Raw genomic sequence first — 24,697 nt, 5'->3', positions numbered from 1 at the left:
CTGATATGAGTTATCAAAGAAAGTGAAAGAAAAATGTATCAAGTTCTATTAACAAGCCTATTAATTTTATCAGTCATCCTTGTTGTAGTGATTTTCATGCAACCAGCAAAAAACCAATCCAGCAATGTTTTTGATGCGGCAGGCTCAGGTGCCTTATTTGAACGCACAAAAGCACGTGGCTTTGAAGCAGTTATGCAACGTTTGACCGGCATCTTGGTCTTCGCATGGTTAGTGATTGCATTTGCCTTAGTCATTATTTCAAGTAGATAAACAGTGGGCTGAGACTTGTTCTTGGCTCTTTTTTATAGTAAAGGAAAATATGAAAAACGAAATTAAAAATGTATTAGAAAGCACCGGTCCACTCCCAATGGATCAATTGGCAGATCGCCTTGGTTTCTTAAAAGCAAAAGATTTTACCAGTCTGGTAAAAGTCATTTCCAAGATGGAAAGTCACAAAGAATTAATTTTCACGCGTGATGGTAAGGTTGATTTGCCACCCAAAAAAGAAAAAAACAGTCCTACCATAAAGGGTATTTTTCGTGCCCATAAAAATGGTTTTGGTTTTGTCACAGTCGATGCAGAAGAGGATGATCTCTTTGTCGGTCGCAATGATGTCAACCACGCCATTGAAGGAGATACGGTAGAAGTCACCATCAAAAAGGTGGCGGACCGTATGAAGGGAACGGCTGCAGAAGCCAAGGTGATTGATATCTTGGAGCATGCCCTGAAAACAGCGGTCGGTCTTCTTATCTTGGATGAAGAAAAACCAAAATATGCAGGTTACATCAAGTCAAAAAATCAGAAAATCAGCCAGCCCATCTATGTCAAAAAATCGCCATTGGTCTTGACTGGAACAGAAATCATCAAGGTGGATATCGAGAAATACCCAAGTAAAAAGCATGATTTCTTTGTGGCAACTCTGCGAGAAGTGGTTGGTCACAAAGATGATGCTGGTATCGATGTCCTGGAAGTCTTGGAATCCATGGATATTGTCTCTGAATTTCCAGAGGCAGTTTTGGCAGAGGCCAATCGTGTACCTGAAGTTCCATCTGAAGAAGACATGCAGGGGCGTCTGGATTTGCGTCAAGAAATCACCTTCACCATTGATGGGGCGGATGCCAAGGACTTGGATGATGCTGTTCACATCAAGCAATTGAAAAATGGGAACATAGAGTTGGGTGTCCATATCGCAGACGTATCCTACTATGTAAGAGAGAGTTCTGCCTTGGACAAAGAAGCCCTTAGCCGTGGAACCTCTGTCTATGTAACAGATCGTGTGGTGCCCATGTTGCCAGAACGCTTATCAAACGGTATTTGTTCTCTGAATCCAAATGTGGACCGTCTGACTCAGTCAGCCATCATGGAGATTGACCAAAAAGGGCGCGTGGTTAAGTCTTGGATTGGTCAATCTGTCATCAAGACCACCTTCCGCATGACCTACTCGGATGTCAATGACATGTTGGCGGGAGATAGTGAGAAGATTGCTGACTTCAAGGCAATCATGCCCAGTGTTGAATTGATGGCGAAACTCCATGCCACTTTGGAATCCATGCGGATTCGTCGCGGGGCCCTTAATTTTGATACCAGTGAAGCCAAAATTTTGGTCAATAAGGATGGTCTACCAGTGGATATCGTCCTGCGTCAGCGGGGGATTGCTGAGCGGATGATTGAGTCCTTTATGTTAGCAGCCAACGAGACAGTTGCAGAACACTTTGCCAAGTTGGAATTGCCTTTTATCTACCGGATCCATGAAGAACCAAAATCGGAGAAACTCCAGAAATTTATCGATTACGCAACTAGTTTTGGTTTGACCGTTTATGGAACGGCGAATTCGATTAGCCAAGAGGCACTACAAGACCTGATGGAGCGAGTTAAGGATGAACCTTATGCGGAAGTCCTCAGCATGATGCTCTTGCGCTCTATGCAACAGGCGCGATATTCGGAGCACAATCATGGCCACTATGGACTGGGTGCGGAGTTCTATACTCACTTTACCAGTCCGATCCGCCGTTATCCAGACCTTCTGGTCCACCGTATGGTCCGCGAATATGGCAACAAGACAGATGAGAAAGTAGCACATTTCGAGAGTGTCATTCCAGAGATTGCCAAGCAAACATCTAGCCTAGAACGGCGAGCGATCGAGGCCGAACGTGAAGTCGAGTCTATGAAAAAAGCCGAGTTCATGCAGGAATTTGTTGGAGAAGAGTTCGACGGCGTGGTCTCAAGTGTGGTCAAATTTGGACTTTTTGTTGAATTGCCAAATACAGTCGAAGGTCTCATCCATATTACCAACCTACCTGAGTTTTTCCACTATAATGAGCGGACCCTCAGTCTGCATGGGGAAAAATCTGGTTTGGTCTTCCGTGTCGGACAGTCAATTCGTATCAAACTCATGCGTTCAGATAAGATGACTGGGGAGATTGACTTTGCCCATGTAGCATCGGATGTCGATATTTTGGAAAAGCCCATTAAAGGCGAGAAAAACGACAATTTCCGCAGAAATCGGAAATCTTCTGATGATAAGAAGTCTGGATTTACCAGAAAGACGGACAAGAAAACGTCATCTGGCAAGTCGGATAAGAAAAAAGCATTTTACAAGGAAGTAGCCAAAAAAGGAGGCAAGAATGGCAAAGGGCGAAGGACAAGTCGTCGCGCAAAATAAAAAAGCACGTCATGATTACAGTATTGTAGATACAGTAGAGGCAGGCTTGGTCTTGACAGGAACAGAAATCAAGTCGGTTCGTGCAGCCAGAATCAATCTCAAAGATGGTTTTGCTCAGATTAAAAAAGGCGAGGCTTGGTTGGTCAACGTTCATATCGCTCCCTATGATGAGGGCAATATCTGGAACCAAGACCCAACAAGGACAAGAAAACTCTTGTTGCGCAAGAAACAGATTGCTCAACTAGAGGGAGAAGTCAAGGGAACAGGGATGACCCTAGTTCCCCTCAAGGTCTATATCAAGGACGGCTTTGCCAAGGTCTTGATTGGTCTTGCCAAAGGGAAGCACGACTATGACAAACGGGAGTCGATCAAACGGCGCGAGCAAGAGCGTGACCTCAAACGGACCATTAAATCGATGAATAGTCGCTGAGATTTCAGCTATGTAAATGCAAAAAAGGTTGAGAATATCTCAGCCTTTTTGTCTACCGTCAGTATTTAACTATTTGTTTACTTATCTAAATAAATACCATCCAGATAAAAGTGTACTTATTTTCTAATAGATTTATAAAAATTATTTCAAAGATAATTTAGAACTTGCTTAGTAGCTTTCAAAGTGCTAGACTGACACTGTATATTTCATAATTGTAGGAATATTCACCTTACAATCTTAGTGGTGATGAGAAAATTGGGGTAGAAAAGATGCAAGAAGATGTGTTAACAGATGTTTATAACTTGATTTTAAATATTGAAACATCAGAAGACGAGAGGTGACTACTGGTTGATTTTAAGAATGAAGTAGAAAAGGGCGGTGATTTTGAGCGGTCCCTTCAAACTTTGGCAGAGCATTTACGGCAAGAAGCTGTGAAAAATATCAATCACAAGAAAACATTGAGCAAAGAAGTTGGCGATTTCTACAAGAAAATCATGTCAACAGGCCTCTTTGAGAAAAATCTTGCAGCGGGTTTGATAGCCTATGGTGTTATCAGGTAAATCGATAAAAGATTAGGAAACAGGGTTTTTGCTCTACTTATGTAGAGATACTAAGGGAAACCATTTTGGGTTTAAATTTGGAGGAAAAGATGAAAGCATATTACAAGGGCGAAGTGGCTGATGTCTGGGAAATTGGCAAGGATAAGCCACAACCAGATTGGGTGAAAGAAGCATTTCAAAAAAATTATATATCTTGGTTAGATGAACATGTCCGCATTCTAATGACTGGGTTAAATCCGTCTCTCTCAGCAAATTTAAAGATTGGGGCAACAGGAACTGCTGGTGGAGGATTTGCTGGATATGGCATGTATGTTCTGGGCTATCCTGGGGATTATTTAGATAGGACCAACCACCAAGTTGTCTCCTCTAAGAGATTTCAGAGAGACTATGAAATTGTTCAAATTAAGTGAGTGTTTGCTTTGTGACTACTTTTGATGAGGAAAATAATGAAGAATCAAAAACAGGTGATTCATCAATGTAAGAAATTTAGTATTATGATGACCTTTCTAGCTCTACTCTTTTTCTTTGGAGCGCAACGGTATGAGAGTATGTTTTTCAGCTTTGGATTAATGGTCTTAACTCTTATTCATATGTTCTACCTTATCTTAGTTTATTATCTGATTAAAATCAATCAGCTTTCTTTTCAGATTTTCCAGCAAAAAAAGATTGCTGAGCTAATTTTGGCTTCCATAGCTGTCTTCGTGACAGTTTTGGCCTTTCTTACGGAAGGACTGGACGGGAACTTATTTCTTATGCTGGCAAATAGTGTCCTTCTTTTTTTTATCCGGCTGGTATTTCTTATGACTAAATCAGATCCACAATAAACGAAAAACCAACCCCACGACGTGGGCTGGTTTTTCAGGAGATTTATGAAAAATTTTAGGATACACTTATAGTATAAAGGATTTTTCAGCGTTTGCATCAGTCTTGGGACCTATTTTATAAAATTTACAAAAATAAGGAGATATGATATGATGAAGGGAAAATGGAGGCAATTATGGGCATTCGATTAGCAACAGTGGCAGATATTCCTACTCTCAACCAACTTTTACAGGAAATTTTACTGGTTCATCATAAAGCCAGACCAGATATTTTTAGACCAGCAGGTCAGAAGTTTTCTTCGGTAGATTTAGCAGAGATGATGGAAAATCCTGAAACTCCAATCTATGTTTATGAAAAAGAGGGACAGGTCTTAGGTCATATGTTCTGTCAGAAGACCCAGACTCACAGTTCTCTGCTTGAACCATTTAAAAATTTCTTTATCGAGGATCTCTGTGTGGCGGAAAAAGCGCGTGGTCAGAAAATTGGTCAAAAACTCTATGACTTCGCAGTAGAACTAGCCAAGAAAGAAGGCTGCCATAACCTGACACTGGATGTCTGGGATGACAATCAAGCAGCAAAAGCCTTCTATGAAAAACAGGGTTTGCAAGCGCAAAAGACCAGGATGGAATTAAGATTAGACTAAAAGAGAGGCAATCGCCTCTTTTATTGTTCTCTCAATTTAGCTAACAAATGCTGTGCTGTTTCTAGATTGGTGTATTTTTCCTGGCGCAGTTGTTGGGCAATCGGATCCACTTCCGATTCGTTGGCACCTGCTAGGATGGCTAGAGATTTGGCATGGAGTTTCATATGTCCTTGTTGGATGCCGCTTGTGACCAAAGCTCTAAGGGCGGCAAAATTCTGACAGAGACCAGTGGCTACCACTAAGCTGGCTAGAGTTCGTGCATTGGGATGACCGAGTAGGTCAAAGGCTACTTGGACTTTTGGGTTGAGTCCGATAGAGCCGCCGACTGTGGCGATCGGCATAGGGAGGGTCATTTCTCCAATCAAGTACTCGTCTTCTATCTGCCAAGAAGTGAGACCGCGGTATTGCCCATCTTTAGCAGCATAGGCATGGGCCCCGGCTTCAACAGCTCGCCAGTCATTACCAGTTGCAAGAGCTAGGGCATCAATACCATTCAAGATACCCTTGTTATGGGTTGTTGCCCGATAGATATCTACTTGAGCGAATTGACTCGCCAGAGCGATTTTTTCGGCAGTTTCTTGAGCAATAGCAGAGCTAGTTTCCAGGCTTGAGATGGCTATTTTACAGCGGGCTGTAACCAAAGATTCGCTGGCATAGTTGGAAAGAATGGCCATGAGGGATTTACCCTTGCTGATTGCTTCCAGATAATCCGCGATACCTTCTAACATAGTATTGAGAATATTGGCACCCATAGCTTCTTGCACATCAACAGACAGATAGACGATCAGAAATTGGTCCTTGATTTCTGTTCGTACTTTTCTAGCACCTCCACCTCGTTTGACAATAGAGGGATGCGCTTGATTGGCTAGCGCTAGTATGGTATCAGTTTCTTGCATGATTTTTTCTTGTGCCAGTGCAACATCTGCTAGATCATAGAGGGCGACTTGGCCAATCATGAGACGTTCCTTGATTTCTGAGGTAAAACCACCTGAACGCCCGATGAATTTAGCAGCAAAGGAGCAGGCAGCTACAACAGAAGGCTCCTCAGTGACCATAGGCAAACTATATTCGTTTCCGTCCAGCCAAAACTCTGGTACCACAGAGAAAGGAAGGGAAAAGGTACCAAGATGATTTTCTGCCATCTTGCCAGCGATGGCTTCTGGCACATTTTGGTCTTGAAGAAGAATTTTGACCATTTCTGGATGCAAATTTCGTTCTTTCTTTAGAAGTTCAATCCGTTCCTGACGCGTTTTTTTATAAAAGCCTGAAAATGTTGACATGGGACCTCCTATTGATATGAAAAAATCAGTTGACGTCTGCCAACTGATAGCCCTTTGGCCGCTTTAGTTTTTGCGATAAATGCGTTTGAAATCTTGGATATCAATGAGTGCAAAAGCTGCGTCATCTTTTGGCAAGTCGATAGCATTACCTTTTTCGTCCGTCTGGATTTCTTCAAAGAAGATTTTTTCATAGTCTTGGACGGATAGAGGAGTCCGTTGCTTGAGCTTTTCGAGACGATCCGTTTGCAGATGTTCTTTATACCCTGGGACCAAGCGACCAGAGAAAATCTCACAGACCGCACCACTTCCATAACTATAAAAGAGGATGTCATCTCCCGCCTCTATCGTTTGGCTATTTTCAAGAAGTGAGAGCAAAGAGAGGAAAATGGAGCCGGTATAGATATTGCCGACCAGTTTATTATAAACAATGGCTTCTTGGAAACGCTCGGATAAGCGATTTAGGGTTTCTTCATCTTCTGTAGTTAGAGCCTGTATACCTTTCAAGCCTTGTTTTGAGAAAGGAATATGAAGGCAAACTGCTGCAAAATCAGCGAGTTCCTTACCCGTTCTTTTCTTGTATTGATCAAAAGTCGTGGTCAAACAATCTGTATATTGCTCGGTCGAAAACTTACCATCTACGCGTGGATACTTGTCATCATTTGGACGCCAGAAGTCCATGATATCTCGGGTTTGACAAACATTGTCGTCTTGCAAAATCATAATAGCTGGATCAGCTGTCACCAACATAGCAATGGCACCTGCCCCCTGAGTCGGCTCACCGGCAGAAGCGATTCCGTATTTGGCGATATCGCTAGCAATGACCAAGACCTTGGAATTTGGGTGCTGGGCAATATGGCTCATAGCCAGAACTAGACCAGCAGTAGCACCGTAGCAGGCTTCCTTGATTTCGATAGAGCGGGCAAAGGGATTGAGATCCAGTAAACCGTGAATAAAGACAGATGCAGCCTTGCTTTGGTCAATACTAGACTCTGTTCCCACAATCACCATATCTATTTCAGCCTTATCTTCTTCAGATAAAATAGCTTGTGCTGCTTGAGCGCCCAGTGTCACGATATCTTGAGTCACAGGTGATACGGCCATTTGGCTTTGAAGTAAGCCGAGTTTAAATTTATTAGGGTCAATATTTCGAGCCTGGGCCAAATCTGCTAAGTCTAGGACATAGTTTGGGGCCGAAAAGCCAATTTTATCAATACCGATGTTCATATGTAATCCTTTTATATAAAATGCAAAGGCGCATGCAAGATATCTGGTGACGGTCGCCTCGTACCATATCACCAGGGTAAAACTGACTCACTTGATTGTAAAAATAGTTTTAAAATGCAGAGAGAAAGACTGTCAAGTAGTCAGCTGTAACAAAATCTTTCAAGATGAAAGCCATTATCTTTTTTTAGAGCAACTTCTAGTAAAGTCCACTCCAAAAATCTAAGGGTTAAAGTCTTTTTTATTGTTTGGCATTCGAAACAATCATGCTGATGCCTTGTCCCCCTCCGATACAGAGTGAGCAGAGCCCCAGTTGACCGTTTCTCTTTTTTAATTCCTGCACCAAGCTGACTAAGATGCGGGCACCGCTGGCACCGATGGGATGACCTAGGGCAATAGCACCGCCGTTGACATTGACTTTCTCTGGGTCAATGCCTAGTTCAGATAGGACAGGAATGGACTGAGCTGCGAAGGCCTCGTTGATTTCAAAAAGATCTATATCAGCAATAGATTTATCAATTTTTGCCAAGGCTTTTTGAGAAGCTGAAATGGGTCCTAATCCCATAAAGGCTGGGTCAAGCCCCGAACTCGCATACCCTTCGATATAGGCTAGAGGGGTTAGGCCAAGTTCTTGCACCTTTTCTTCAGACATCAGAACTAAAACAGCACAACCGTCGTTAATGCCAGAGGCATTGCCAGCAGTAACCGTTCCATCCTTCTTAAAGGCTGGGCGAAGTCCAGCTAATTTTTCAAGAGAAGTTTGGCGAGGATATTCGTCTGTATCAAAAACGAGCTCGTTGCGACCAATTTTGACAGGAATAGGGACAATTTCATCCACAAAGCGACCTTCTTCGATGGCAGCAAGTGCTTTTTCCTGACTGGAGAGAGCATAGGCATCTTGTTCCTGACGGGTTAGTTGGTACTTTTCAGCAATATTTTCGGCGGTAATACCCATATGTTGATCAGAAAAAGCATCTGTTAAGCCATCTCTTAAGATGCTATCCTCAAGGGAAATACCTCCTAATTTTTTACCGAACCGACTTTCTTTTGATAAATAAGGAGCTTGGCTCATGATTTCGATACCACCAGCTACGACAATGTCTTGATCACCAACTAAAATGGATTGAGCAGCCAGTTGGACAGCCTTGAGTCCTGAACCACAAACCTTGTTGACCACGAAAGCAGAAGAAGTTTCAGGAATACCGGCTTGGATAGCAATTTGGCGGGCAATATTTTGACCTTGTCCTGCAGCTAAGACATTTCCTAAAATTACCTCTTCTACCAAATTGGGAGAAATACTCGCTTTTCTTAGAGCGTAAGTCAAAACGTGAGAACCCAAGTCAGCTATTTTGATATCTTTTAGACTTCCGCCAAAACTACCGATGGCAGAGCGGTAGGCAGAGACTATTGCAACTTTTTTCATGTCAATTTTTAAATCTTTCTTAAAAGTGATTGATTTCAACCTTATCATTATACCATTTTTATAGTAAAAAATGAGAAAATAGTCTCGGTCTGGGGTCTGATTTTCTGTGCATTGTCATGAAAACGCACACAGAATAGAGTAAGACTAGCTTTTTTTACCGTTTTTGGGTAAAATAGTGTTTGTAAGTAAATATTTATAAAGAGGAGTTTTACAATGGTAAAATTGGTTTTTGCTCGCCACGGTGAGTCAGAATGGAATAAAGCCAACCTTTTCACTGGTTGGGCCGATGTTGATTTGTCAGAAAAAGGGACTCAACAAGCAATCGATGCAGGTAAATTAATCAAAGAAGCTGGAATTAAGTTTGACAAAGCTTATACTTCAGTATTGACTCGTGCTATCAAAACAACAAACTTGGCATTGGAATCTTCCAATCAACTTTGGGTACCAGTTGAAAAATCATGGCGTTTGAACGAGCGTCACTATGGTGGTTTGACAGGTAAAGACAAAGCTGAGGCAGCTGCGGAATTTGGTGATGAACAAGTTCACATCTGGCGTCGATCATATGATACATTGCCACCAGAGATGGCTGAAGATGATCAGTATTCTGCTCATACAGACCGTCGTTATGCTCATCTTGATCACTCTGTGATTCCAAATGCAGAGAACTTGAAAGTTACTTTGGAACGCGCTCTTCCTTTCTGGGAAGATAAAATCGGTCCAGACTTGGTGGACGGTAAAGACGTTTTCGTTGGTGCACATGGTAACTCAATCCGTGCTCTTGTAAAACACATCAAAGGCTTGTCAGATGATGAAATCATGGATGTGGAAATTCCAAACTTCCCACCACTTGTTTTCGAATTTGACGAAAAATTAAATGTAACTGCTGAGTACTACCTCGGTGGAGAGTAGTCCAATAGTCCAGCGGACTATTGGAGGCCTCGAGTTGGAAATAAAAAACGAGAGGTAATAGAGCTAGGCAAGTCCTAGCTTTTTTGGTCCAGTAGACGTTTTTTTCATGAGTCCGAAAATAGGAAAACAACTGTTGTTTACTAGACACTCTAGATCCTTGAGTTTGTAATCAAAAACGAGGGATAGAAAGAAGTTACATAAATTGGAGGTTTCTTTCTTTTATCTCCTCTTTTGTTTGTGATATACTTAGACTATCAAGTTCAAGGAGAATAGATATATGGCCAGTTTAAAAATGTTGCATGCCTGTTTGCGAGTTGAAAATTTGCAAGCTTCGCAGAAGTTTTATGAAGAGGCTTTTGGTTTTAAAGTAACTCGTCAGAAGGACTATCCAGAACATAAGTTTACCTTGGTTTATTTGGCCCTTCCTGGTGATGAGTTCGAGATTGAGTTGACCTACAACTATGATCACGGTCCCTATGTCGTGGGCGATGGCTTTTCACATTTGGCTCTCTCTTCTGATGATTTAGAAGGGGACAATGCTAAACATAAGGCTATGGGTTACAAAACAACGGATTTATCTGGTTTACCAGGTAATCCAGGACATTATTATTTTGTAACGGATCCAGACGGATACCGTGTTGAAGTTATTCGAGCTGACTAAAATCCATTTAAAAAAAGGTTGCGAAATCGCTTCCTTTTTTATTGTTCAGAAATACACAAACTTTTCCAAAAAATATTCTCCTTTCAATTGACAGCTTCCTATAAATATACTAGTATAGTCTGAGATAAAGAAAGAATGAGTAGAATGAATGAAGAAAACCCTCTTAATATTGCTAAATGTGGTCCTAGTTGCTTTGATTGGTGTATCCAGTTTTTATTTATATCACGTTCTTCAAAATAGAGAAATTACTAATTTCATCAAAAACAAAGAAGCAGAAGGCAATCGCAAAGAAAATCAGGATATACAGATTGGAAACATTGGCTATTACCATATCACAGCCTATTTTCCTAAAGATTCTGAAGGAAATCGTATTGCAGCTGTAGAAAATTTAATTAACCAAAAAGTGAAAAAAGATTTTGGACAAGAAAAAGCTCTTGGAAATATCCATGAATTAATCTTTATATCTAGTTCTGATAGCTCCACCAATATTCCAAATGTCAGAAAAACGGAGGTTAGCACGGACGCCTACAAAGTATCCGGTCTTAAAATTTCTCATTTAAAAAAGGGAACTTCTCAATCTATTCTTTTAAATGCAAGCAATCAGCGCTTTAGTCTGGCAGATTTATTAACAAATTTAGATAAGGCAAGACATGTTTTGTCAGAGCACTTCAAAAATGAACTCAAAGCTAAAGGAATTTCTGATGATCAGATTGCACAGTATGTGTTGGCTTTTGAAACAGTAGATTTGCAGTCACTTGATTTTACCTATGAGGCTGGTAGAGTAATTTTGCATTTGCCAGAAGGAGAACTGGGGATGACGGACTTATCTGTGGAAATTGCTCACTTATTTGATTTTGTCAATACACAATACTTAATGGAAAGTGATATCCAGGCTTATGAGGCCTATCAAGCAGAGAAAGCCCGCCAAGCTGCACAGAATATGGTGGCTCTGACCTTTGATGATGGTCCCAATCCTAAAACGACTCCACAGGTCCTTGATACCTTAAAGAAATATCATGCCAAAGCAACCTTCTTTATTTTGGGTCAAAATATTGCTGGGAATGAAGAGCTTATCAAGCGGATGGTAGCAGAAGGTCATCAGGTTGCCAATCATTCATGGAGTCATCCTAACTTCGTTAATCTTTCTCCAGAACAGGTCAAACATGAGGTAGAACAAACTCAATCGGCTCTTGAACAAATTACAGGCCATAGACCGCTAATGGTTCGCCCACCTTATGGTTCTGTCAATAAGGCAGTTATGGGAGCTATGGGATTACCAGCCATGTATTGGTCAGTTGATAGTCTAGACTGGAAAAGTAGAAATGCCACTGCAATCCTTGGTGTCATCAAAGCCAATACCCGTCCAGGGTCTATCATACTCATGCACGACATCCATCAACCAACTGCAGATTCTTTAGAGTCAGTTTTGCAGTACTTGCAAGAAAAAGGAATGTCCACAGGCACTCTGTCAGACATGTTAGGGACTAATCTAAATCCTCAAATGATCTACTATGATAGAGATACTGCTAGACCAGCTCAATAATGAAGGTTGATTGTTAGATAAGACCATAAAACAATAAAAGGTTTAGAGTCACCGTCATGAGAACGGAGCTTCTAAACCTTTTTCTTATCACAAATCTATAGACTAATTACCAAGAATTACTTTCTTGTACTCTTTGAGAATCAAAACTATGTTTTTTAAAAGCATTTTACCTATCACTAGATATTTCTCCGTCCTTTTGACTGATTGGCTTTAGATTTTCGTTGAGTATTCGTTTGCTATTAAACTTTATAGAGTTGTTGGTTTTTAAGGATTACTTCTGTAACAGAAGCATATTTTTTCAAAGTCTTTAAGTCCATAGGATTGGAGATAAGGGTAATAACCAGTCCATCTTTGCCCATTCGTCCTGTTCGACCAGCTCGATGGGTATAAGCTTCTTTGTCACGCGGCAATTCAAAATTGAGGACACATTCCAGATTATCAATATCAATACCACGAGCTACTAAATCGGTAGCCAGAAGTAGGGCAAGCTCCTTATTTTTAAAGCGGTCAATGATAACCTTACGAAATTTGACATTGACATCAGATGCTAAGGAGACGACGTTTGATTGATTGTAGGTCAACTTATCCTCACTAGCTCCCAAGTCCGATAAGCTATTGAAGAAGGTCAAGGCACGGAAATCTGGAATGTTGGAAAACTTCCGAAGTAAATCGATTCGGTCACGCTTATCAACCATCAGATAGCAGTGCTGAATATTGTCCAGAGTTTGATCGGTCAAATCAATGGTTTCAAGATCCTCCGCTATTTTTTCCAGATCGAACTTAGCAGTGGCACTCATATAGACTAGCTGATGGTCACGTGGGACGTGATGGATAATCTTGTCCACAAAATGATACTGAGAATCACTGAATAGTTCATCAAATTCATCGAGAATGATGGTATTGACATTCATCATTTTGATTTTTTTCAGTTTAATGAGTTCAAAAATTCGTCCAGGAGTTCCAATAAGGATTTCTGGACCTTTTTTCAAGCGTTCAACTTGGCGTTTTTGACTAGAACCAGAGAGGAAGAGCTGAGTATTCAAACCCAGTGGTTCCGCCCAAGTCTTGCAGACTTCGAAAATCTGGCCAGCTAATTCTGTATTGGGAGATAGAATCAGCAATTGCTGTGATTTTTTGGGGGTCAATTTTAAGAGGCTTGGCCAGAGATAGGCTAAAGTCTTGCCAGTTCCTGTTGGACTGATTCCTAGGAGATTTCGACCCTTGGAAATCGGTTCAAAAGCTTGCTCTTGAATAGGTGTTGCTTGAGAGAAGCCGAGGGATTCAAGCTGGTCTTGCCAACTTTTTGGGAAATTTTGGTACATGTTTGCTTCCTTTGCAGAAATTATGAATTTTTTACTTGCTTTTTAATCATCCATCTTTGATTATAGCATATTTCATGGTAAAATGGTTGAAGTACGAAAGAGGAGAATTCAATGACAAAAAAACCAATCATTATTGGCGTAACTGGTGGTTCAGGTGGCGGAAAAACAAGTGTTTCTCGTGCGATTTTAGACAGTTTCCCTGATGCCCGTATTTCTATGATTGAACACGATTCCTATTATAAAAATCAGGATAATCTTACTTTTGAAGAACGAGTTTTGACCAACTATGATCATCCTTTAGCCTTTGATACAGACTTGATGATTTATCACTTAAGTGAGCTCTTAGCAGGTCGTTCGGTTGACATTCCTATCTATGATTATACTCAGCATACCCGTAGCCATAAGACCTATCATCAGGAACCTCAGGATGTTTTTATTGTAGAGGGCATTTTGGTTTTGGAAGATAAACGCTTGCGAGACTTGATGGATATCAAGCTTTTTGTGGATACAGACGACGACATTCGCATTATCCGACGGATTAAACGCGATATGGAAGAACGTGGGCGTAGTTTGGATAGCATTATCGAACAATATACTTCAGTTGTCAAACCCATGTATCACCAATTTATCGAGCCAACGAAACGCTACGCGGACATTGTCATTCCAGAAGGTGTTTCTAATGTTGTCGCCATTGATCTGATCAATACAAAAGTAGAGAGTATTTTAAGAGAGAGAAGCTAATATGCCAAAACAAAGAATCTTACCTCATATTATTTTAGGTGTACTTGCTGCCAGTGAAGATCGCCTTTCGGGAAAACAAATTACAGACTATGTATACCGTGAAATCGGAGAATTTTGGCAAGTAGCCCATAGTCAGGTTTATCCCGAACTCAAACGTATGGTAAAAGAAGGCCTGATTGAGCAATATGCAGTAGCGGGCAATGATAAGGAAAAACATTATGCCATGACTAAGGCAGGTCAAGACAAGTTGGAAGACTGGTTGACGGTTCCAAGTGAAGAAACACCACAGCAGAAAGATATTTTTTCCTTGAAAATGTTCTTTATCCGCACCATGGATGATGAGCGCATTGTGGATCATTTGCGTGGACAAATCAAACTCTTGGAAAAACACTTGCAACACCTGATCAATCGCAAGGAAAGCCTCTTTACTCCCGATTATATTGCCAATAATTATGGTCATTACTTGGTCTTGGAACGAGCTATCGCTCGCAATACCGCACAATTAGATTGGCTTCATACTACTTTAGCAAATCATAAAGATTGATGAGGATCAATCTTTTTTTGAAATAAATTATCAGACAATTAAAACAATACAGAAAATTCTTGACAATTTAAAATAAATACGCTAAACTATATCTATTCACATTTCAAAGGAGTTCCCTATGTCACAGGTTACAAAACAAAACGTGTTATTGCGACCCAAGGGCTAGTGCAGATTTGCATTAGTCCTGTTTGGCTGACCAAGCGGGAAGAAAGACATCTCGCTGGTTAAAGTGGGGTGTTTTATTTTACAGTTTTTAGTGAGGAGTGTTTATGCGTACAGTTGAATTTTTAGATACAAGCCTTCGTGATGGGGAACAGACACCAGGGGTTAATTTTTCCATTAAAGAAAAAGTAGCCATTGCCAAACAGCTGGAGAAATGGGGGATTTCAGCCATTGAAGCTGGTTTTCCAGCTGCCAGTCCGGATTCATTTGCAGCCGTCCAAGCGATTGCTAAAGCTATGACCAAGACAGCTGTGACAGGCTTGGCGCGCTCGGTTAAGGAAGATATCGATGCTTGCTATCAAGCCTTAAAAGATGCCAAGTATCCGCAAATCCATGTCTTTATCGCAACCAGCCCAATCCACCGAGAGTTCAAGCTCCAAAAAAGTAAAGAAGAAATTTTGCTTGCAATTAAGGAGCATGTCGCTTATGCTAGAAGTAAATTTGAAGTGGTCGAATTTTCACCAGAGGATGCGACTAGGACAGAGTTGGACTTTCTTTTGGAAGTGGTACAGACTGCTGTCGACGCAGGAGCCAGCTACATCAACATCCCTGATACCGTTGGATTTACGACACCGGATGAGTATGGTTCTATCTTCAAGTATTTGATTGAACATGTCAAAACAGACCGAGACATTCGTTACAGCCCACATTGCCACAATGATTTAGGCATGGCAGTTGCCAATACTCTTTCTGCCATTAAAAATGGTGCGGGACGGGTCGAAGGAACCATCAACGGTATCGGAGAACGAGCTGGAAATGCAGCCTTGGAGGAAGTAGCGGTTGCCCTCACTATTCGCCAGGAATTTTATCAGGTGGAGAGCCCCATCCTCCTTAAGGAAACCATTAACACTTCTGAGATGGTTTCACGATTCTCTGGCTTACCCTTGCCAAAAAACAAGGCAATTGTCGGTGGGAATGCCTTCTCCCATGAGTCCGGTATCCATCAGGATGGGGTCCTTAAAAATCCCCTTACCTATGAAATCATCACGCCTGAACTGGTGGGTGTCCGGTCTAATTCGCTGCCTCTTGGTAAACTATCAGGTCGCCATGCCTTTCTTGAAAAACTGAAAGAATTGCAGCTGGACTTTGATGAGTCAGAAATCCAGACACTCTTTACCAAGTTCAAGAATCTAGCAGATAAAAAACATGATATTACGGATGCGGACATTCGTGCCCTTGTCGCTGGAACTACCGTCGAAAATGTAGAAGGATTCCACTTTGGCAATCTTAAGTTGAGTTCAAATGCAGACGAGACCGTTACAACTACTGTAAGCATGGTCAACCAAGATGGGGAAGTGGTGGATTTGATGGCTCATGGGCAAGGATCTGTTGAGGCTATCTTTAATGCCATTGATACCTTCTTCCATCAGTCGGTGCAGTTGGATAGCTTTAATATTGATGCCGTTACAGAAGGAATCGATGCCCAAGCCTCTGTCAATGTTACTGTAGAAAATGTGGATACTGAAACGGTTTTCAACGCAACCGGTATCGACTTTGATGTTCTCAAAGCAGCTGCTATTGCCTATATCAATGCCAATATCATGGTACAAAAAGAAAATGAAGGCCAGCTTGCTCGACTGTCCGAAAAAGATAGTCCCAAATAAGAAAGTTTTGCACATATGACAAAAAAAATTGTAGCTCTGGCTGGTGATGGCATCGGGCCAGAAATTATGGCAGCTAGCCTACAAGTTCTAGCAGCGGTGGCTGAAAAGCATGGTTTTGACTATCAAGTAGAAGAAAAAGCCTTCGGTGGTGCAGGGATTGATGCCCTAGGTCATCCCCTACCTGCGGATACCCTTGCAGCAGCTAAGGAGGCAGATGCCATTTTGTTGGCAGCTATCGGCGGTCCCCAGTATGACAAGGCAACTGTTCGCCCGGAAGAGGGGCTATTAGCTCTGCGAAAAGAACTAGGTCTCTTTGCCAATATTCGTCCTGTCCGGATTTTTGATGCCTTGAAGCATCTCTCTCCCCTGAAAGCAGAGCGGATTGCTGGGGTAGATTTTGTTGTGGTTCGTGAATTGACAGGTGGCATCTACTTTGGTGACCATATTTTGGAAGAAAGGTCTGCACGGGATACCAATGCCTATTCGGCTGAGGAAATCGACCGCATCGTTCGGAAAGCTTTTGACATTGCTAAAGGCCGTAGGAAATTAGTGACCAGCATTGACAAGCAAAATGTCCTAGCAACTTCCAAACTCTGGCGAACAGTAGCGGATCAGGTGGCCAAAGATTACCCAGATGTGACCTTGGAGCATCAATTGGTAGATAGTGCGGCTATGCTCATGATCACCAAGCCGGCCCACTTTGATGTCATCGTAACGGAAAATCTTTTTGGGGATATCTTATCGGATGAAGCCAGTGTCTTACCTGGTAGTTTAGGTGTCATGCCATCGGCTTCTCACTCTGTCAATGGTCCCAGTCTCTACGAGCCCATCCATGGATCAGCACCAGATATTGCTGGAAAGGGAATCGCCAATCCCATCAGTATGATTTTATCAGTGGCTATGATGTTGCGGGAGTCCTTTGACATGGTAGAGGCGGCAGAACAAATAGAAAGAGCTGTTGAGAGGACCTTGCAAGCTTCTATTTTAACAGCTGATTTAGGAGGAAAAGCTTCAACGCAGGAGATGACGGAAGCTATTATGAATTACTTATGAATATACAACAACTATTGACCCTTGCTATTTTGATTTGGAACTTCATTGTTTTCATCGTTTATGGTTTGGATAAGGGCAAAGCCCAGAAGGGCCATTATCGGATTCCTGAGAAAGTTCTTTTAAGTTTGACTCTTTGTTTGGGAGGTTTGGGTGCAGCTTTTGGAGGATATTTCTTTCATCATAAAACCAGAAAATGGCTATTTAAATTAACTTGGATGCTTGGAAGCATCATCAATGCAGGAGTATTTTACTGGATTTGGAGGTAACCGATGGCTGGACAATCCATTTTTGATAAACTTTGGGATCGTCATGTTGTGACGGGGCAGGAAGGCAAGCCCCAACTCATGTATGTGGATCAACATTATATCCATGAGGTGACTAGCCCTCAGGCCTTTCAAGGGCTCAGAGAGAAGAAGCGCCAACTTCGTAGACCAGAATTAACCTATGGGACCTATGACCACAACGTCCCAACGGTTAATATTTATGATATTCGGGATGTCATTTCCAAGGCTCAAATGGACAAATTGGCTGAAAATCTGCAAGAGTTTGGGATTGAACATGCAGCCCACGGTTCAGAAAATCAGGGCATTGTTCATATGATTGGTCCTGAGACTGGACGGACTCAGCCTGGCAAATTCATCGTTTGTGGGGATAGTCACACGGCTACTCACGGTGCATTTGGGGCGCTGGCTTTCGGGATTGGAACGTCTGAAGTGGAGCATGTTTTTGCCACCCAGACCATTTGGCAGGTCAAGCCCAAAAAACTCTTGGTTCGCTTTCTTGGTCAGGCTCCAAAGGGGATTTATGCTAAGGATTATATCCTAGCTCTCATTGCTAAACATGGAGTAGCTTTGGGAGTGGGTTATGCAGTTGAGTTTGCTGGAGAAGCGGTCGATGCACTATCCATGGAAGAACGCATGACCATCTGTAACATGTCTATTGAATTTGGTTCTAAAATTGGCATGATGAATCCGGATCAAAAAACCTTTGACTATTTGAAAGATAAGGCCTATGTACCAAAAGATTTTGAAGCGGCAGTAGCTGATTGGAAGACCTTGGTTTCAGATGAGGATGCCCAATATGACAAAATCATTAGTCTTGATGTGTCGCATTTGGCACCTATGGTGACCTGGGGGACCAATCCATCTATGGGAGTATCTTTTGACGAGTCTTTTCCAGCCATTGGGGATATGAACGACGAGAGAGCCTATGCTTATATGGGGTTAGAGCCGGGTCAAAAGGCTTCTGATATCGAGCTGGGTTATATTTTTATCGGTTCCTGTACCAATGCTCGACTGAGCGATTTGGCCTTGGCAGCCAAATTTGTGGAAGGCAAGAACATTGCTCCCAATCTGACAGCTATTGTGGTACCAGGCTCTCGTCCAGTTAAGCGGGCTGCTGAAAACTTAGGTTTGGATAAGATTTTCATGGATGCTGGCTTTGAGTGGCGGGATCCAGGTTGCTCTATGTGTCTGGGCATGAATCCAGATAAGGTGCCGGATGGGGTCCATTGTGCCTCGACCAGTAATCGAAATTTTGAGGATCGCCAAGGTTTTGGTGCGAAGACCCATCTTTGTAGTCCAGCCATGGCAGCGGCAGCAGCTATTCATGGTCGCTTTGTCGACGTCCGAAAAGAGTTAGAAGGGATGGGATAGATATGGAAGCATTCACTAGTTACAAAGGAACCACCGTTCCTCTCATGAATGACAATATCGATACGGACCAGATTTTGCCCAAGCAGTTCTTGAAACTCATTGATAAAAAAGGGTTTGGCAAGTATCTCATGTATGCCTGGCGCTACTTGGACCACCTCTACACGGAAAATCCTGACTTTATCTTCAACAAGGAGGAGTATTGTAAGGCTAGCATCTTGATTACAGGTGATAATTTCGGAGCGGGTTCTTCACGGGAACATGCGGCTTGGGCGCTGGCTGACTATGGTTTTAAGGTGGTGATTGCAGGTTCTTTCGGAGATATTCATTACAATAATGAGCTCAATAACGGCATGCTACCCATTGTTCAACCCAGAGAGGTTCGGGAAAAATTAGCTCAGCTATATCCGACTGATGATATAATAGTGGATTTGCCCAATCAGAAAATCATTTCTCCAGTCGGAACCTTTGATTTTGAGATTGATGGTGAATGGAAACACAAGCTCATCAATGGTTTGGATGACATTGGGATTACCCTTCAATATGAAGACTTGATTGCAGCATATGAAAAAAACCGCCCAGCTTACTGGCAAACATAGGATCGAATCGGAAGTCTCTCTGGCTTTCGGTTTTTTCTGTATTTTATGCTATAATGGTATCTATGACACATTCCGAAAAAATATCACATTATCAATTACTCATTGCTCAAATCGACGCCCTTCTGGAGGGAGAAAGCAATGCCTTAGCTAACCTTTCAAACGCTTCAGCCTTGCTCAATCAGGCTCTACCCAATTCGGTTTTTACAGGATTTTACCTCTTTGATGGAACTGAATTGATTTTGGGCCCTTTTCAAGGTGGCGTTTCCTGTGTCCATATCGCCCTTGGTAAGGGAGTTTGTGGGGAATCAGCCCAAACGCAGAAAACGATTATTGTAGACGATGTGACCAGTCATGCCAACTACATTTCTTGTGATGCGGCAGCCATGTCTGAGATTGTTCTTCCCATGGTGAAAAATGGGCAACTCTTGGGTGTTTTGGACTTGGATTCACACCTAAAAGCAGATTATGATGCCATTGACCAAGAATATTTGGAAAAATTTGTCGCTATTTTAGTGGAAAAAACGGACTGGAATTTTGCTATGTTTGGAGAGAAAAACTAATGTACCAAGCCCTTTATCGCAAGTATCGGAGCCAAACCTTTGAAGAAATGGTGGGGCAAGAAGTGGTGGCGACCACTCTGCGCCAGGCTATTGAACAAGGGAAAATCAGCCATGCCTATCTTTTTTCTGGACCTCGTGGAACAGGAAAAACTTCTGCAGCGAAGATTTTTGCCAAGGCGATGAACTGTCCCAATCAGGTTGCTGGAGAGCCCTGCAATGACTGTTATATTTGTCAGGCCATTACAGAAGGTAGCTTGGAAGATGTGATTGAGATTGATGCGGCCTCTAATAATGGTGTGGATGAGATCCGCGACATTCGTGACAAATCCACCTATGCACCAAGTCTAGCTCAGTACAAGGTCTACATTATTGACGAGGTCCATATGTTATCCATGGGTGCCTTTAATGCTCTACTCAAGACCTTGGAGGAACCAAGTGAAAATGTGGTCTTTATTCTAGCAACGACAGAGTTGCACAAGATTCCAGCTACTATCCTCTCACGTGTCCAACGCTTTGAATTTAAGTCTATCAAAGTGGTAGATATTGAACGTCACCTCATGACTATCTTGGATAAGGAAGGGATTACTTACGATAGTCAAGCCATCAGTATGATTGCCCGTCGGGCAGAAGGTGGGATGCGGGATGCCTTGTCTATCTTGGACCAAGCCATTAGTCTTAGTTCGGACCAGGCAGTTAGTTTGGAAATCGCAGAGGAAATCACAGGCTCGATTAGCCTAAGAGCCTTGGATGATTATCTAGCTCATATTCGTCAAGGTCACGTTACAGAGGCTCTCAACCAGCTGCAAATTATCTTTGACAATGGCAAGAGCATGAACCGTTTTGCGACAGACCTGCTTCATTACCTCAGGGATTTGCTGATTGTGCAGACAGGTGGGGAGAATACCCATAACAGTGCAGGATTTGAAGACAATCTAGCCTTCTCACGTGAGCAGATTTTTGCTATGATTGAGCGGGTGACAAATGGATTGCAGGATATCAAAGCCAGTCCACAACCTAAAATCTATGCTGAAATGATGACCATTCGCCTAGCCGATGCACCAGAAAGTCCATCTGGCTCTAGCAGCATTCCTGCTAATCTTCTAGCAGAAATGGCCCAGTTGAAGACCCAAGTGGCCCAACTTCAGGAACAGGTTGCCAACACTCCCGCTAAACCTTTTGAAGCCAAGGCGGTATCCCGCCAGCCACAACAGCCTAAGAAATATCGTTTGGACACCAACCGGGTTCATGGCATTCTCCAAGAAGCTATGGAAAATCCAAACCAGGCAAGGGAAAATCTGACGCGCCTACAAAACGCTTGGAGTGAAGTCATTGAAAGTCTATCAGGTGCTGATAAAGCCCTGCTCAGTGGTTCTCAACCGGTTGCCGCCAATGAAAATCATGCTATTTTGGCTTTTGATTCGCCCTTTAATGCAGAGCAAACCATGAAACGGGAAAATCTGAATCTCATGTTTGGCAATATTCTCAGCCAGGCAGCTGGATTTTCACCACAAATTTTAGCCATTGCCCAAGAGGACTGGATGCATATTCGAGCAGAATTTTCTGCCAAAGCACGAGGCCCCAAGGAAGAAGACTCAGTAGTCGAAGCCAGTCCTACCAAGGAAATTCCTGACGCATTTCAATTTTTAGCAGAGGATGCGACCATTCTGGATGATTAAAGAAAAGCAAAAATCAGCCCACCAGCTGATTTTTTGTTATACTAGACGTATGAGAATACCAGAATTTGTTTTTCTAGCCTTGATGACATCTTTATCCACCTATTGGATGAACCAATCCTTCTTGACGGGTTCCTATTTTTGGGCGGGTGTATTTGCCTTCATTGTTCTTCGCAATCTCTATTTTTCCTACAAAGTCAGTCGATTCATTCGAGTGGTTGAAACCATCACCAAGAAGAAAGGCTGATTTCGCCACTGTTGAGTGTTTTTTCCTGACCGTCTTCTAGTTTGACCACCAGATGCCCTACATCGGTAATTCGGATGGCTAGACCACTATATACTTTTTCCTGTCGAACAAAGCTCACTTGTTTTCCCAAAACTAGTGAGTTTTCTTTGTAGATAGCCATTAATTCATCTTCAGAAGTTTCAAAGAAATTTTTCCAAACGCCTCTGATCAATTCTTGGCGAGTGAGTTTGGGATTTTCTTCGAAAAGATTCCCTGCTTTCCCTGCTAGTTCCTTAGGAAAACCTGGTAGGTGGAAGTTGATGCCGACTCCAATGATGACATCAGTGACTGTCTGAGCCTCCATAGAGGAAATCGCCTCCGTCAAAACACCCGCAATTTTTTTCCCATTTAGATAGATATCATTGACCCACTTGATTTGAACCGGAAGTTGGGTCAATTCCTGCATGGTCTTGACAATCGCCGCTGCCATCAGAATGGTATAGGGTTTGAACGCAGTCAGGGCAACATGTGGAGCCAGATGTAAGCTCATGTAGATACCACCTGTCTTGGAAGCAAAAAATGGCTTGCCGTAGCGTCCCTTGGCCGCTTGCTGATGAGGAGCTAAATAGAGAGCAGGACTGGGATGATTGTGGTCAATCCCCATCTTTGCATCCATCTGGGTAGACTGGCTTTCTTCGTGGAAAAAGACAGGCATATCTAAGTCCTGGCTGAGCTGGCTGGGAACCAGTAAATCGCCCTCAATCAATTTATAACCAAGGTGTCTGGCTGAATCAATGACTAGTCCTTTTTTCTCTAAAGTCTGTATTCCTTTCCAGATAGAGGTACGAGACAAATTCAATTGACTGGCCAGGTCTTCACCACTCAGGTAGTCTCCTTTTTCCAGAAGGCTGTAATAGATTTTTTCGTAGGTTTTCATAGGTCTATTATAGCAAAATTCCCCTTAGAAATGGTAGAATAGGAACTGATAGAAAATGGAAGAAGGCAAACATCAGACTAAGGAGAAGAAATGATCAATTTCGCTTTATCCTGACTCGGGCCCGAGCATTTTCATAAAGGAGGAAACATGAATACACTTGATTACATCATCAAATTAACCAATACACCATCCCCAACTGGATTTACAAGAGAGATTATGGACTATGTCCAACAGGAAGTTCAGTCTTTTGGCTATCAAACCACTATGACACCAAAGGGTGGCGTCATGGTGAGCGTTTCTGGTGCAAATAATTCTAAGCACCGTATGGTGACGGCGCACTTAGATACTCTGGGTGCCATGGTTCGGGCCATTAAAGCGGATGGTCGTATCAAGATGGATTTAGTCGGTGGTTTTGGCTACCCATCCATTGAAGGGGAAAATTGCCAGGTACATGTGGCGAAAAATGGAAAGACCTATACAGGGACTATCCTCATGCACCAGACATCTGTTCATGTCTATAAGGATGCGAGCACCGCTGAACGTAACCAGACCAATATGGAAATCCGCCTGGATGAAAAAGTTAAATCAGCCGAAGAGACAAAGGCCTTAGGCATCCAAGTCGGAGATTTTATCTCCTTTGAACCACGTACTACTGTGACAGAGTCTGGCTTTATAAAGAGTCGTCATTTGGATGATAAGGTGTCAGCTGCCATCCTGATTAAGCTCCTTAAAAGCTATAAGGAAGAAAATATTGACTTACCCTATACCACCCACTTTTATTTCTCGAATAATGAAGAAATTGGCTACGGTGCCAACTCTAGCATTCCCAGTCAGGTTGTCGAATATCTGGCAGTGGATATGGGTGCCATGGGCGATGATCAAGAGACGGATGAATATACGGTTTCTATCTGTGTCAAGGATGCTTCAGGACCTTACCATTACCAACTGCGCCAACACATGGTAGACTTGGCTGAAAAGCATGCCATTCCTTACAAACTAGATATTTATCCCTACTATGGTAGCGATGCCTCCGCTGCCATGCATGCAGGAGCAGATGTTCGTCATGCTCTTCTCGGTGCGGGTATTGAGTCCAGTCATTCCTATGAACGCACCCACATGGACTCAGTTGTAGCCACTGAGAAAATGGTAGATACCTACTTAAAATCAGAGATGCTTGAGTAAAGCAAGTTTATAACTCCCCGAAAATCAGGGAGTTTTTTTTGCAGAAAAAACTCCAGAAATCATTTCTAGAGCTTTTTTTCAACTTATTTTAAGAACTTCTACATTCAAGACAAAGCATATGTGTTAAGTAGTTGTAATTTTTCCATTTATACTTGCTTGGAGAGGAAAGATGTGCCTTTGAACTTTTTTCAGTTTCGGATAAGAATGCAGACAGATTGATTGATTACT

Annotated in this window: 26 protein-coding genes; 21 read left to right on the top strand and 5 right to left on the bottom strand. The window is 42.3% G+C overall.

Annotated features, from left to right (window positions below; all coding sequences use genetic code 11):
• The first annotated feature begins 33 nt into the window (after positions 1-33).
• From secG to BN1356_RS09915, 7 genes are all read left to right on the top strand, one after another.
• A complete protein-coding gene (secG, locus tag BN1356_RS09945; protein WP_093651236.1) occupies positions 34-270 on the top strand; it encodes a preprotein translocase subunit SecG in 237 nt (78 codons plus the stop codon).
• 49 nt (positions 271-319) lie between these two features.
• Complete coding sequence (gene rnr / locus BN1356_RS09940; protein WP_093651235.1) at positions 320-2,662, top strand: ribonuclease R; 2,343 nt, start codon at positions 320-322, stop codon at positions 2,660-2,662.
• On the top strand, positions 2,625-3,092 hold the full coding sequence (gene smpB / locus BN1356_RS09935) for an SsrA-binding protein SmpB (protein ID WP_093651234.1): 468 nt from the start codon (positions 2,625-2,627) through the stop codon (positions 3,090-3,092). Before rnr ends, smpB begins: the two co-directional genes overlap by 38 nt.
• 344 nt (positions 3,093-3,436) lie before the next feature.
• Complete coding sequence (locus tag BN1356_RS12910) at positions 3,437-3,652, top strand: bacteriocin immunity family protein (protein WP_281175844.1); 216 nt, start codon at positions 3,437-3,439, stop codon at positions 3,650-3,652.
• Positions 3,653-3,741: 89 nt separating this feature from the next.
• Entirely contained in the window at positions 3,742-4,062 is a 321-nt protein-coding gene (locus tag BN1356_RS09925) for a role in replication (protein WP_093651233.1), read from the top strand.
• A 36-nt stretch (positions 4,063-4,098) separates the two neighbouring features.
• A complete protein-coding gene (locus tag BN1356_RS09920; protein ID WP_093651232.1) occupies positions 4,099-4,476 on the top strand; it encodes a hypothetical protein in 378 nt (125 codons plus the stop codon).
• A 173-nt stretch (positions 4,477-4,649) separates the two neighbouring features.
• A complete protein-coding gene (locus BN1356_RS09915; protein WP_093651231.1) occupies positions 4,650-5,117 on the top strand; it encodes a GNAT family N-acetyltransferase in 468 nt (155 codons plus the stop codon).
• A gap of 20 nt (positions 5,118-5,137) precedes the next feature.
• Here the strand turns inward: BN1356_RS09915 and BN1356_RS09910 are convergent, their stop codons facing one another.
• The 3 genes from BN1356_RS09910 to BN1356_RS09900 form a co-directional block, all read right to left on the bottom strand.
• Positions 5,138-6,397, bottom strand: a complete 1,260-nt coding sequence (locus BN1356_RS09910) for a hydroxymethylglutaryl-CoA reductase, degradative (RefSeq protein ID WP_093651230.1) — start codon at positions 6,395-6,397, stop codon at positions 5,138-5,140.
• A 63-nt stretch (positions 6,398-6,460) separates the two neighbouring features.
• Positions 6,461-7,621: a hydroxymethylglutaryl-CoA synthase gene (locus BN1356_RS09905; protein ID WP_093651229.1), complete on the bottom strand. Its 1,161-nt coding sequence runs from the start codon at positions 7,619-7,621 to the stop codon at positions 6,461-6,463.
• 238 nt (positions 7,622-7,859) lie between these two features.
• The gene (locus BN1356_RS09900; RefSeq protein ID WP_093651228.1) at positions 7,860-9,041 is read right to left on the bottom strand and encodes an acetyl-CoA C-acetyltransferase; all 1,182 of its coding nucleotides are present in this window, start codon (positions 9,039-9,041) and stop codon (positions 7,860-7,862) included.
• Between the two features lie 213 nt (positions 9,042-9,254).
• On the opposite strand from BN1356_RS09900, the gene BN1356_RS09895 reads away from it, so the two are divergent.
• The 3 genes from BN1356_RS09895 to BN1356_RS09885 all read left to right on the top strand — a co-directional run bounded on the left by BN1356_RS09895 (position 9,255) and on the right by BN1356_RS09885 (position 12,154).
• Complete coding sequence (locus tag BN1356_RS09895) at positions 9,255-9,950, top strand: phosphoglycerate mutase (protein WP_093651227.1); 696 nt, start codon at positions 9,255-9,257, stop codon at positions 9,948-9,950.
• Positions 9,951-10,227: 277 nt separating this feature from the next.
• The gene (gene gloA, locus BN1356_RS09890) at positions 10,228-10,611 is read left to right on the top strand and encodes a lactoylglutathione lyase (protein ID WP_093651226.1); all 384 of its coding nucleotides are present in this window, start codon (positions 10,228-10,230) and stop codon (positions 10,609-10,611) included.
• 148 nt (positions 10,612-10,759) lie between these two features.
• A complete protein-coding gene (locus BN1356_RS09885) occupies positions 10,760-12,154 on the top strand; it encodes a polysaccharide deacetylase family protein (RefSeq protein WP_093651225.1) in 1,395 nt (464 codons plus the stop codon).
• 239 nt (positions 12,155-12,393) lie between these two features.
• Here the strand turns inward: BN1356_RS09885 and BN1356_RS09880 are convergent, their stop codons facing one another.
• A complete protein-coding gene (locus tag BN1356_RS09880) occupies positions 12,394-13,476 on the bottom strand; it encodes a DEAD/DEAH box helicase (protein WP_093651224.1) in 1,083 nt (360 codons plus the stop codon).
• Positions 13,477-13,587: 111 nt separating this feature from the next.
• Here BN1356_RS09880 and udk point away from each other — a divergent pair, with 111 nt between their 5' ends.
• The 10 genes from udk to BN1356_RS09830 all read left to right on the top strand — a co-directional run bounded on the left by udk (position 13,588) and on the right by BN1356_RS09830 (position 22,371).
• Positions 13,588-14,217, top strand: a complete 630-nt coding sequence (udk, locus tag BN1356_RS09875) for a uridine kinase (RefSeq protein ID WP_093651223.1) — start codon at positions 13,588-13,590, stop codon at positions 14,215-14,217.
• Between the two features lies 1 nt (position 14,218).
• Positions 14,219-14,761 (top strand): PadR family transcriptional regulator, encoded by a 543-nt coding sequence (locus BN1356_RS09870; RefSeq protein WP_093651222.1) that lies wholly within the window; start codon positions 14,219-14,221, stop codon positions 14,759-14,761.
• A 269-nt stretch (positions 14,762-15,030) separates the two neighbouring features.
• Positions 15,031-16,587 (top strand): 2-isopropylmalate synthase, encoded by a 1,557-nt coding sequence (locus BN1356_RS09865; protein WP_093651221.1) that lies wholly within the window; start codon positions 15,031-15,033, stop codon positions 16,585-16,587.
• A 15-nt stretch (positions 16,588-16,602) separates the two neighbouring features.
• Positions 16,603-17,640 carry a 3-isopropylmalate dehydrogenase gene (gene leuB, locus BN1356_RS09860; RefSeq protein WP_093651220.1) on the top strand — a complete coding sequence of 346 codons (1,038 nt, stop codon included), beginning with the start codon at positions 16,603-16,605 and terminating at the stop codon, positions 17,638-17,640.
• Entirely contained in the window at positions 17,637-17,906 is a 270-nt protein-coding gene (locus BN1356_RS09855) for a DUF1294 domain-containing protein (protein WP_093651219.1), read from the top strand. Before leuB ends, BN1356_RS09855 begins: the two co-directional genes overlap by 4 nt.
• 3 nt (positions 17,907-17,909) lie before the next feature.
• Positions 17,910-19,295, top strand: a complete 1,386-nt coding sequence (leuC, locus tag BN1356_RS09850) for a 3-isopropylmalate dehydratase large subunit (RefSeq protein WP_093651218.1) — start codon at positions 17,910-17,912, stop codon at positions 19,293-19,295.
• Positions 19,296-19,297: 2 nt separating this feature from the next.
• Positions 19,298-19,891 carry a 3-isopropylmalate dehydratase small subunit gene (gene leuD, locus BN1356_RS09845; RefSeq protein ID WP_093651217.1) on the top strand — a complete coding sequence of 198 codons (594 nt, stop codon included), beginning with the start codon at positions 19,298-19,300 and terminating at the stop codon, positions 19,889-19,891.
• A gap of 62 nt (positions 19,892-19,953) precedes the next feature.
• Entirely contained in the window at positions 19,954-20,451 is a 498-nt protein-coding gene (locus tag BN1356_RS09840; RefSeq protein WP_093651216.1) for a GAF domain-containing protein, read from the top strand.
• Positions 20,451-22,127 (top strand): DNA polymerase III subunit gamma/tau, encoded by a 1,677-nt coding sequence (gene dnaX / locus BN1356_RS09835; RefSeq protein WP_093651215.1) that lies wholly within the window; start codon positions 20,451-20,453, stop codon positions 22,125-22,127. The genes BN1356_RS09840 and dnaX overlap by 1 nt, the downstream gene beginning before the upstream one ends.
• A complete protein-coding gene (locus tag BN1356_RS09830; RefSeq protein WP_245620332.1) occupies positions 22,120-22,371 on the top strand; it encodes a DUF3272 family protein in 252 nt (83 codons plus the stop codon). The genes dnaX and BN1356_RS09830 overlap by 8 nt, the downstream gene beginning before the upstream one ends.
• Here BN1356_RS09830 and birA read toward each other — a convergent pair.
• Positions 22,352-23,287 carry a bifunctional biotin--[acetyl-CoA-carboxylase] ligase/biotin operon repressor BirA gene (gene birA, locus BN1356_RS09825; protein WP_093651214.1) on the bottom strand — a complete coding sequence of 312 codons (936 nt, stop codon included), beginning with the start codon at positions 23,285-23,287 and terminating at the stop codon, positions 22,352-22,354. The genes BN1356_RS09830 and birA overlap by 20 nt on opposite strands.
• Before the next feature lie 147 nt (positions 23,288-23,434).
• On the opposite strand from birA, the gene BN1356_RS09820 reads away from it, so the two are divergent.
• Entirely contained in the window at positions 23,435-24,469 is a 1,035-nt protein-coding gene (locus tag BN1356_RS09820) for a M42 family metallopeptidase (RefSeq protein ID WP_093651213.1), read from the top strand.
• Positions 24,470-24,697: the final 228 nt, after the last annotated feature.

The sequence above is a fragment of the Streptococcus varani genome, assembly GCF_001375655.1.
GTDB lineage: Bacteria > Bacillota > Bacilli > Lactobacillales > Streptococcaceae > Streptococcus > Streptococcus varani.
This window is presented reverse-complemented; position numbering and strand designations above follow the sequence as displayed.

What these genes read in the sequence shown, in the direction of transcription:
- secG (WP_093651236.1), top strand. Translation starts at nt 34, where the DNA reads ATGTATCAAGTTCTATTAACAAGCCTATTAATTTTATCAGTCATCCTT.
- rnr (WP_093651235.1), top strand. Translation starts at nt 320, where the DNA reads ATGAAAAACGAAATTAAAAATGTATTAGAAAGCACCGGTCCACTCCCA.
- smpB (WP_093651234.1), top strand. Translation starts at nt 2,625, where the DNA reads ATGGCAAAGGGCGAAGGACAAGTCGTCGCGCAAAATAAAAAAGCACGT.
- BN1356_RS09925 (WP_093651233.1), top strand. Translation starts at nt 3,742, where the DNA reads ATGAAAGCATATTACAAGGGCGAAGTGGCTGATGTCTGGGAAATTGGC.
- BN1356_RS09920 (WP_093651232.1), top strand. Translation starts at nt 4,099, where the DNA reads ATGAAGAATCAAAAACAGGTGATTCATCAATGTAAGAAATTTAGTATT.
- BN1356_RS09915 (WP_093651231.1), top strand. Translation starts at nt 4,650, where the DNA reads ATGGGCATTCGATTAGCAACAGTGGCAGATATTCCTACTCTCAACCAA.
- BN1356_RS09910 (WP_093651230.1), bottom strand. Translation starts at nt 6,397, where the DNA reads ATGTCAACATTTTCAGGCTTTTATAAAAAAACGCGTCAGGAACGGATT.
- BN1356_RS09905 (WP_093651229.1), bottom strand. Translation starts at nt 7,621, where the DNA reads ATGAACATCGGTATTGATAAAATTGGCTTTTCGGCCCCAAACTATGTC.
- BN1356_RS09900 (WP_093651228.1), bottom strand. Translation starts at nt 9,041, where the DNA reads ATGAAAAAAGTTGCAATAGTCTCTGCCTACCGCTCTGCCATCGGTAGT.
- BN1356_RS09895 (WP_093651227.1), top strand. Translation starts at nt 9,255, where the DNA reads ATGGTAAAATTGGTTTTTGCTCGCCACGGTGAGTCAGAATGGAATAAA.
- gloA (WP_093651226.1), top strand. Translation starts at nt 10,228, where the DNA reads ATGGCCAGTTTAAAAATGTTGCATGCCTGTTTGCGAGTTGAAAATTTG.
- BN1356_RS09885 (WP_093651225.1), top strand. Translation starts at nt 10,760, where the DNA reads ATGAAGAAAACCCTCTTAATATTGCTAAATGTGGTCCTAGTTGCTTTG.
- BN1356_RS09880 (WP_093651224.1), bottom strand. Translation starts at nt 13,476, where the DNA reads ATGTACCAAAATTTCCCAAAAAGTTGGCAAGACCAGCTTGAATCCCTC.
- udk (WP_093651223.1), top strand. Translation starts at nt 13,588, where the DNA reads ATGACAAAAAAACCAATCATTATTGGCGTAACTGGTGGTTCAGGTGGC.
- BN1356_RS09870 (WP_093651222.1), top strand. Translation starts at nt 14,219, where the DNA reads ATGCCAAAACAAAGAATCTTACCTCATATTATTTTAGGTGTACTTGCT.
- BN1356_RS09865 (WP_093651221.1), top strand. Translation starts at nt 15,031, where the DNA reads ATGCGTACAGTTGAATTTTTAGATACAAGCCTTCGTGATGGGGAACAG.
- leuB (WP_093651220.1), top strand. Translation starts at nt 16,603, where the DNA reads ATGACAAAAAAAATTGTAGCTCTGGCTGGTGATGGCATCGGGCCAGAA.
- BN1356_RS09855 (WP_093651219.1), top strand. Translation starts at nt 17,637, where the DNA reads ATGAATATACAACAACTATTGACCCTTGCTATTTTGATTTGGAACTTC.
- leuC (WP_093651218.1), top strand. Translation starts at nt 17,910, where the DNA reads ATGGCTGGACAATCCATTTTTGATAAACTTTGGGATCGTCATGTTGTG.
- leuD (WP_093651217.1), top strand. Translation starts at nt 19,298, where the DNA reads ATGGAAGCATTCACTAGTTACAAAGGAACCACCGTTCCTCTCATGAAT.
- BN1356_RS09840 (WP_093651216.1), top strand. Translation starts at nt 19,954, where the DNA reads ATGACACATTCCGAAAAAATATCACATTATCAATTACTCATTGCTCAA.
- dnaX (WP_093651215.1), top strand. Translation starts at nt 20,451, where the DNA reads ATGTACCAAGCCCTTTATCGCAAGTATCGGAGCCAAACCTTTGAAGAA.
- BN1356_RS09830 (WP_245620332.1), top strand. Translation starts at nt 22,120, where the DNA reads ATGATTAAAGAAAAGCAAAAATCAGCCCACCAGCTGATTTTTTGTTAT.
- birA (WP_093651214.1), bottom strand. Translation starts at nt 23,287, where the DNA reads ATGAAAACCTACGAAAAAATCTATTACAGCCTTCTGGAAAAAGGAGAC.
- BN1356_RS09820 (WP_093651213.1), top strand. Translation starts at nt 23,435, where the DNA reads ATGAATACACTTGATTACATCATCAAATTAACCAATACACCATCCCCA.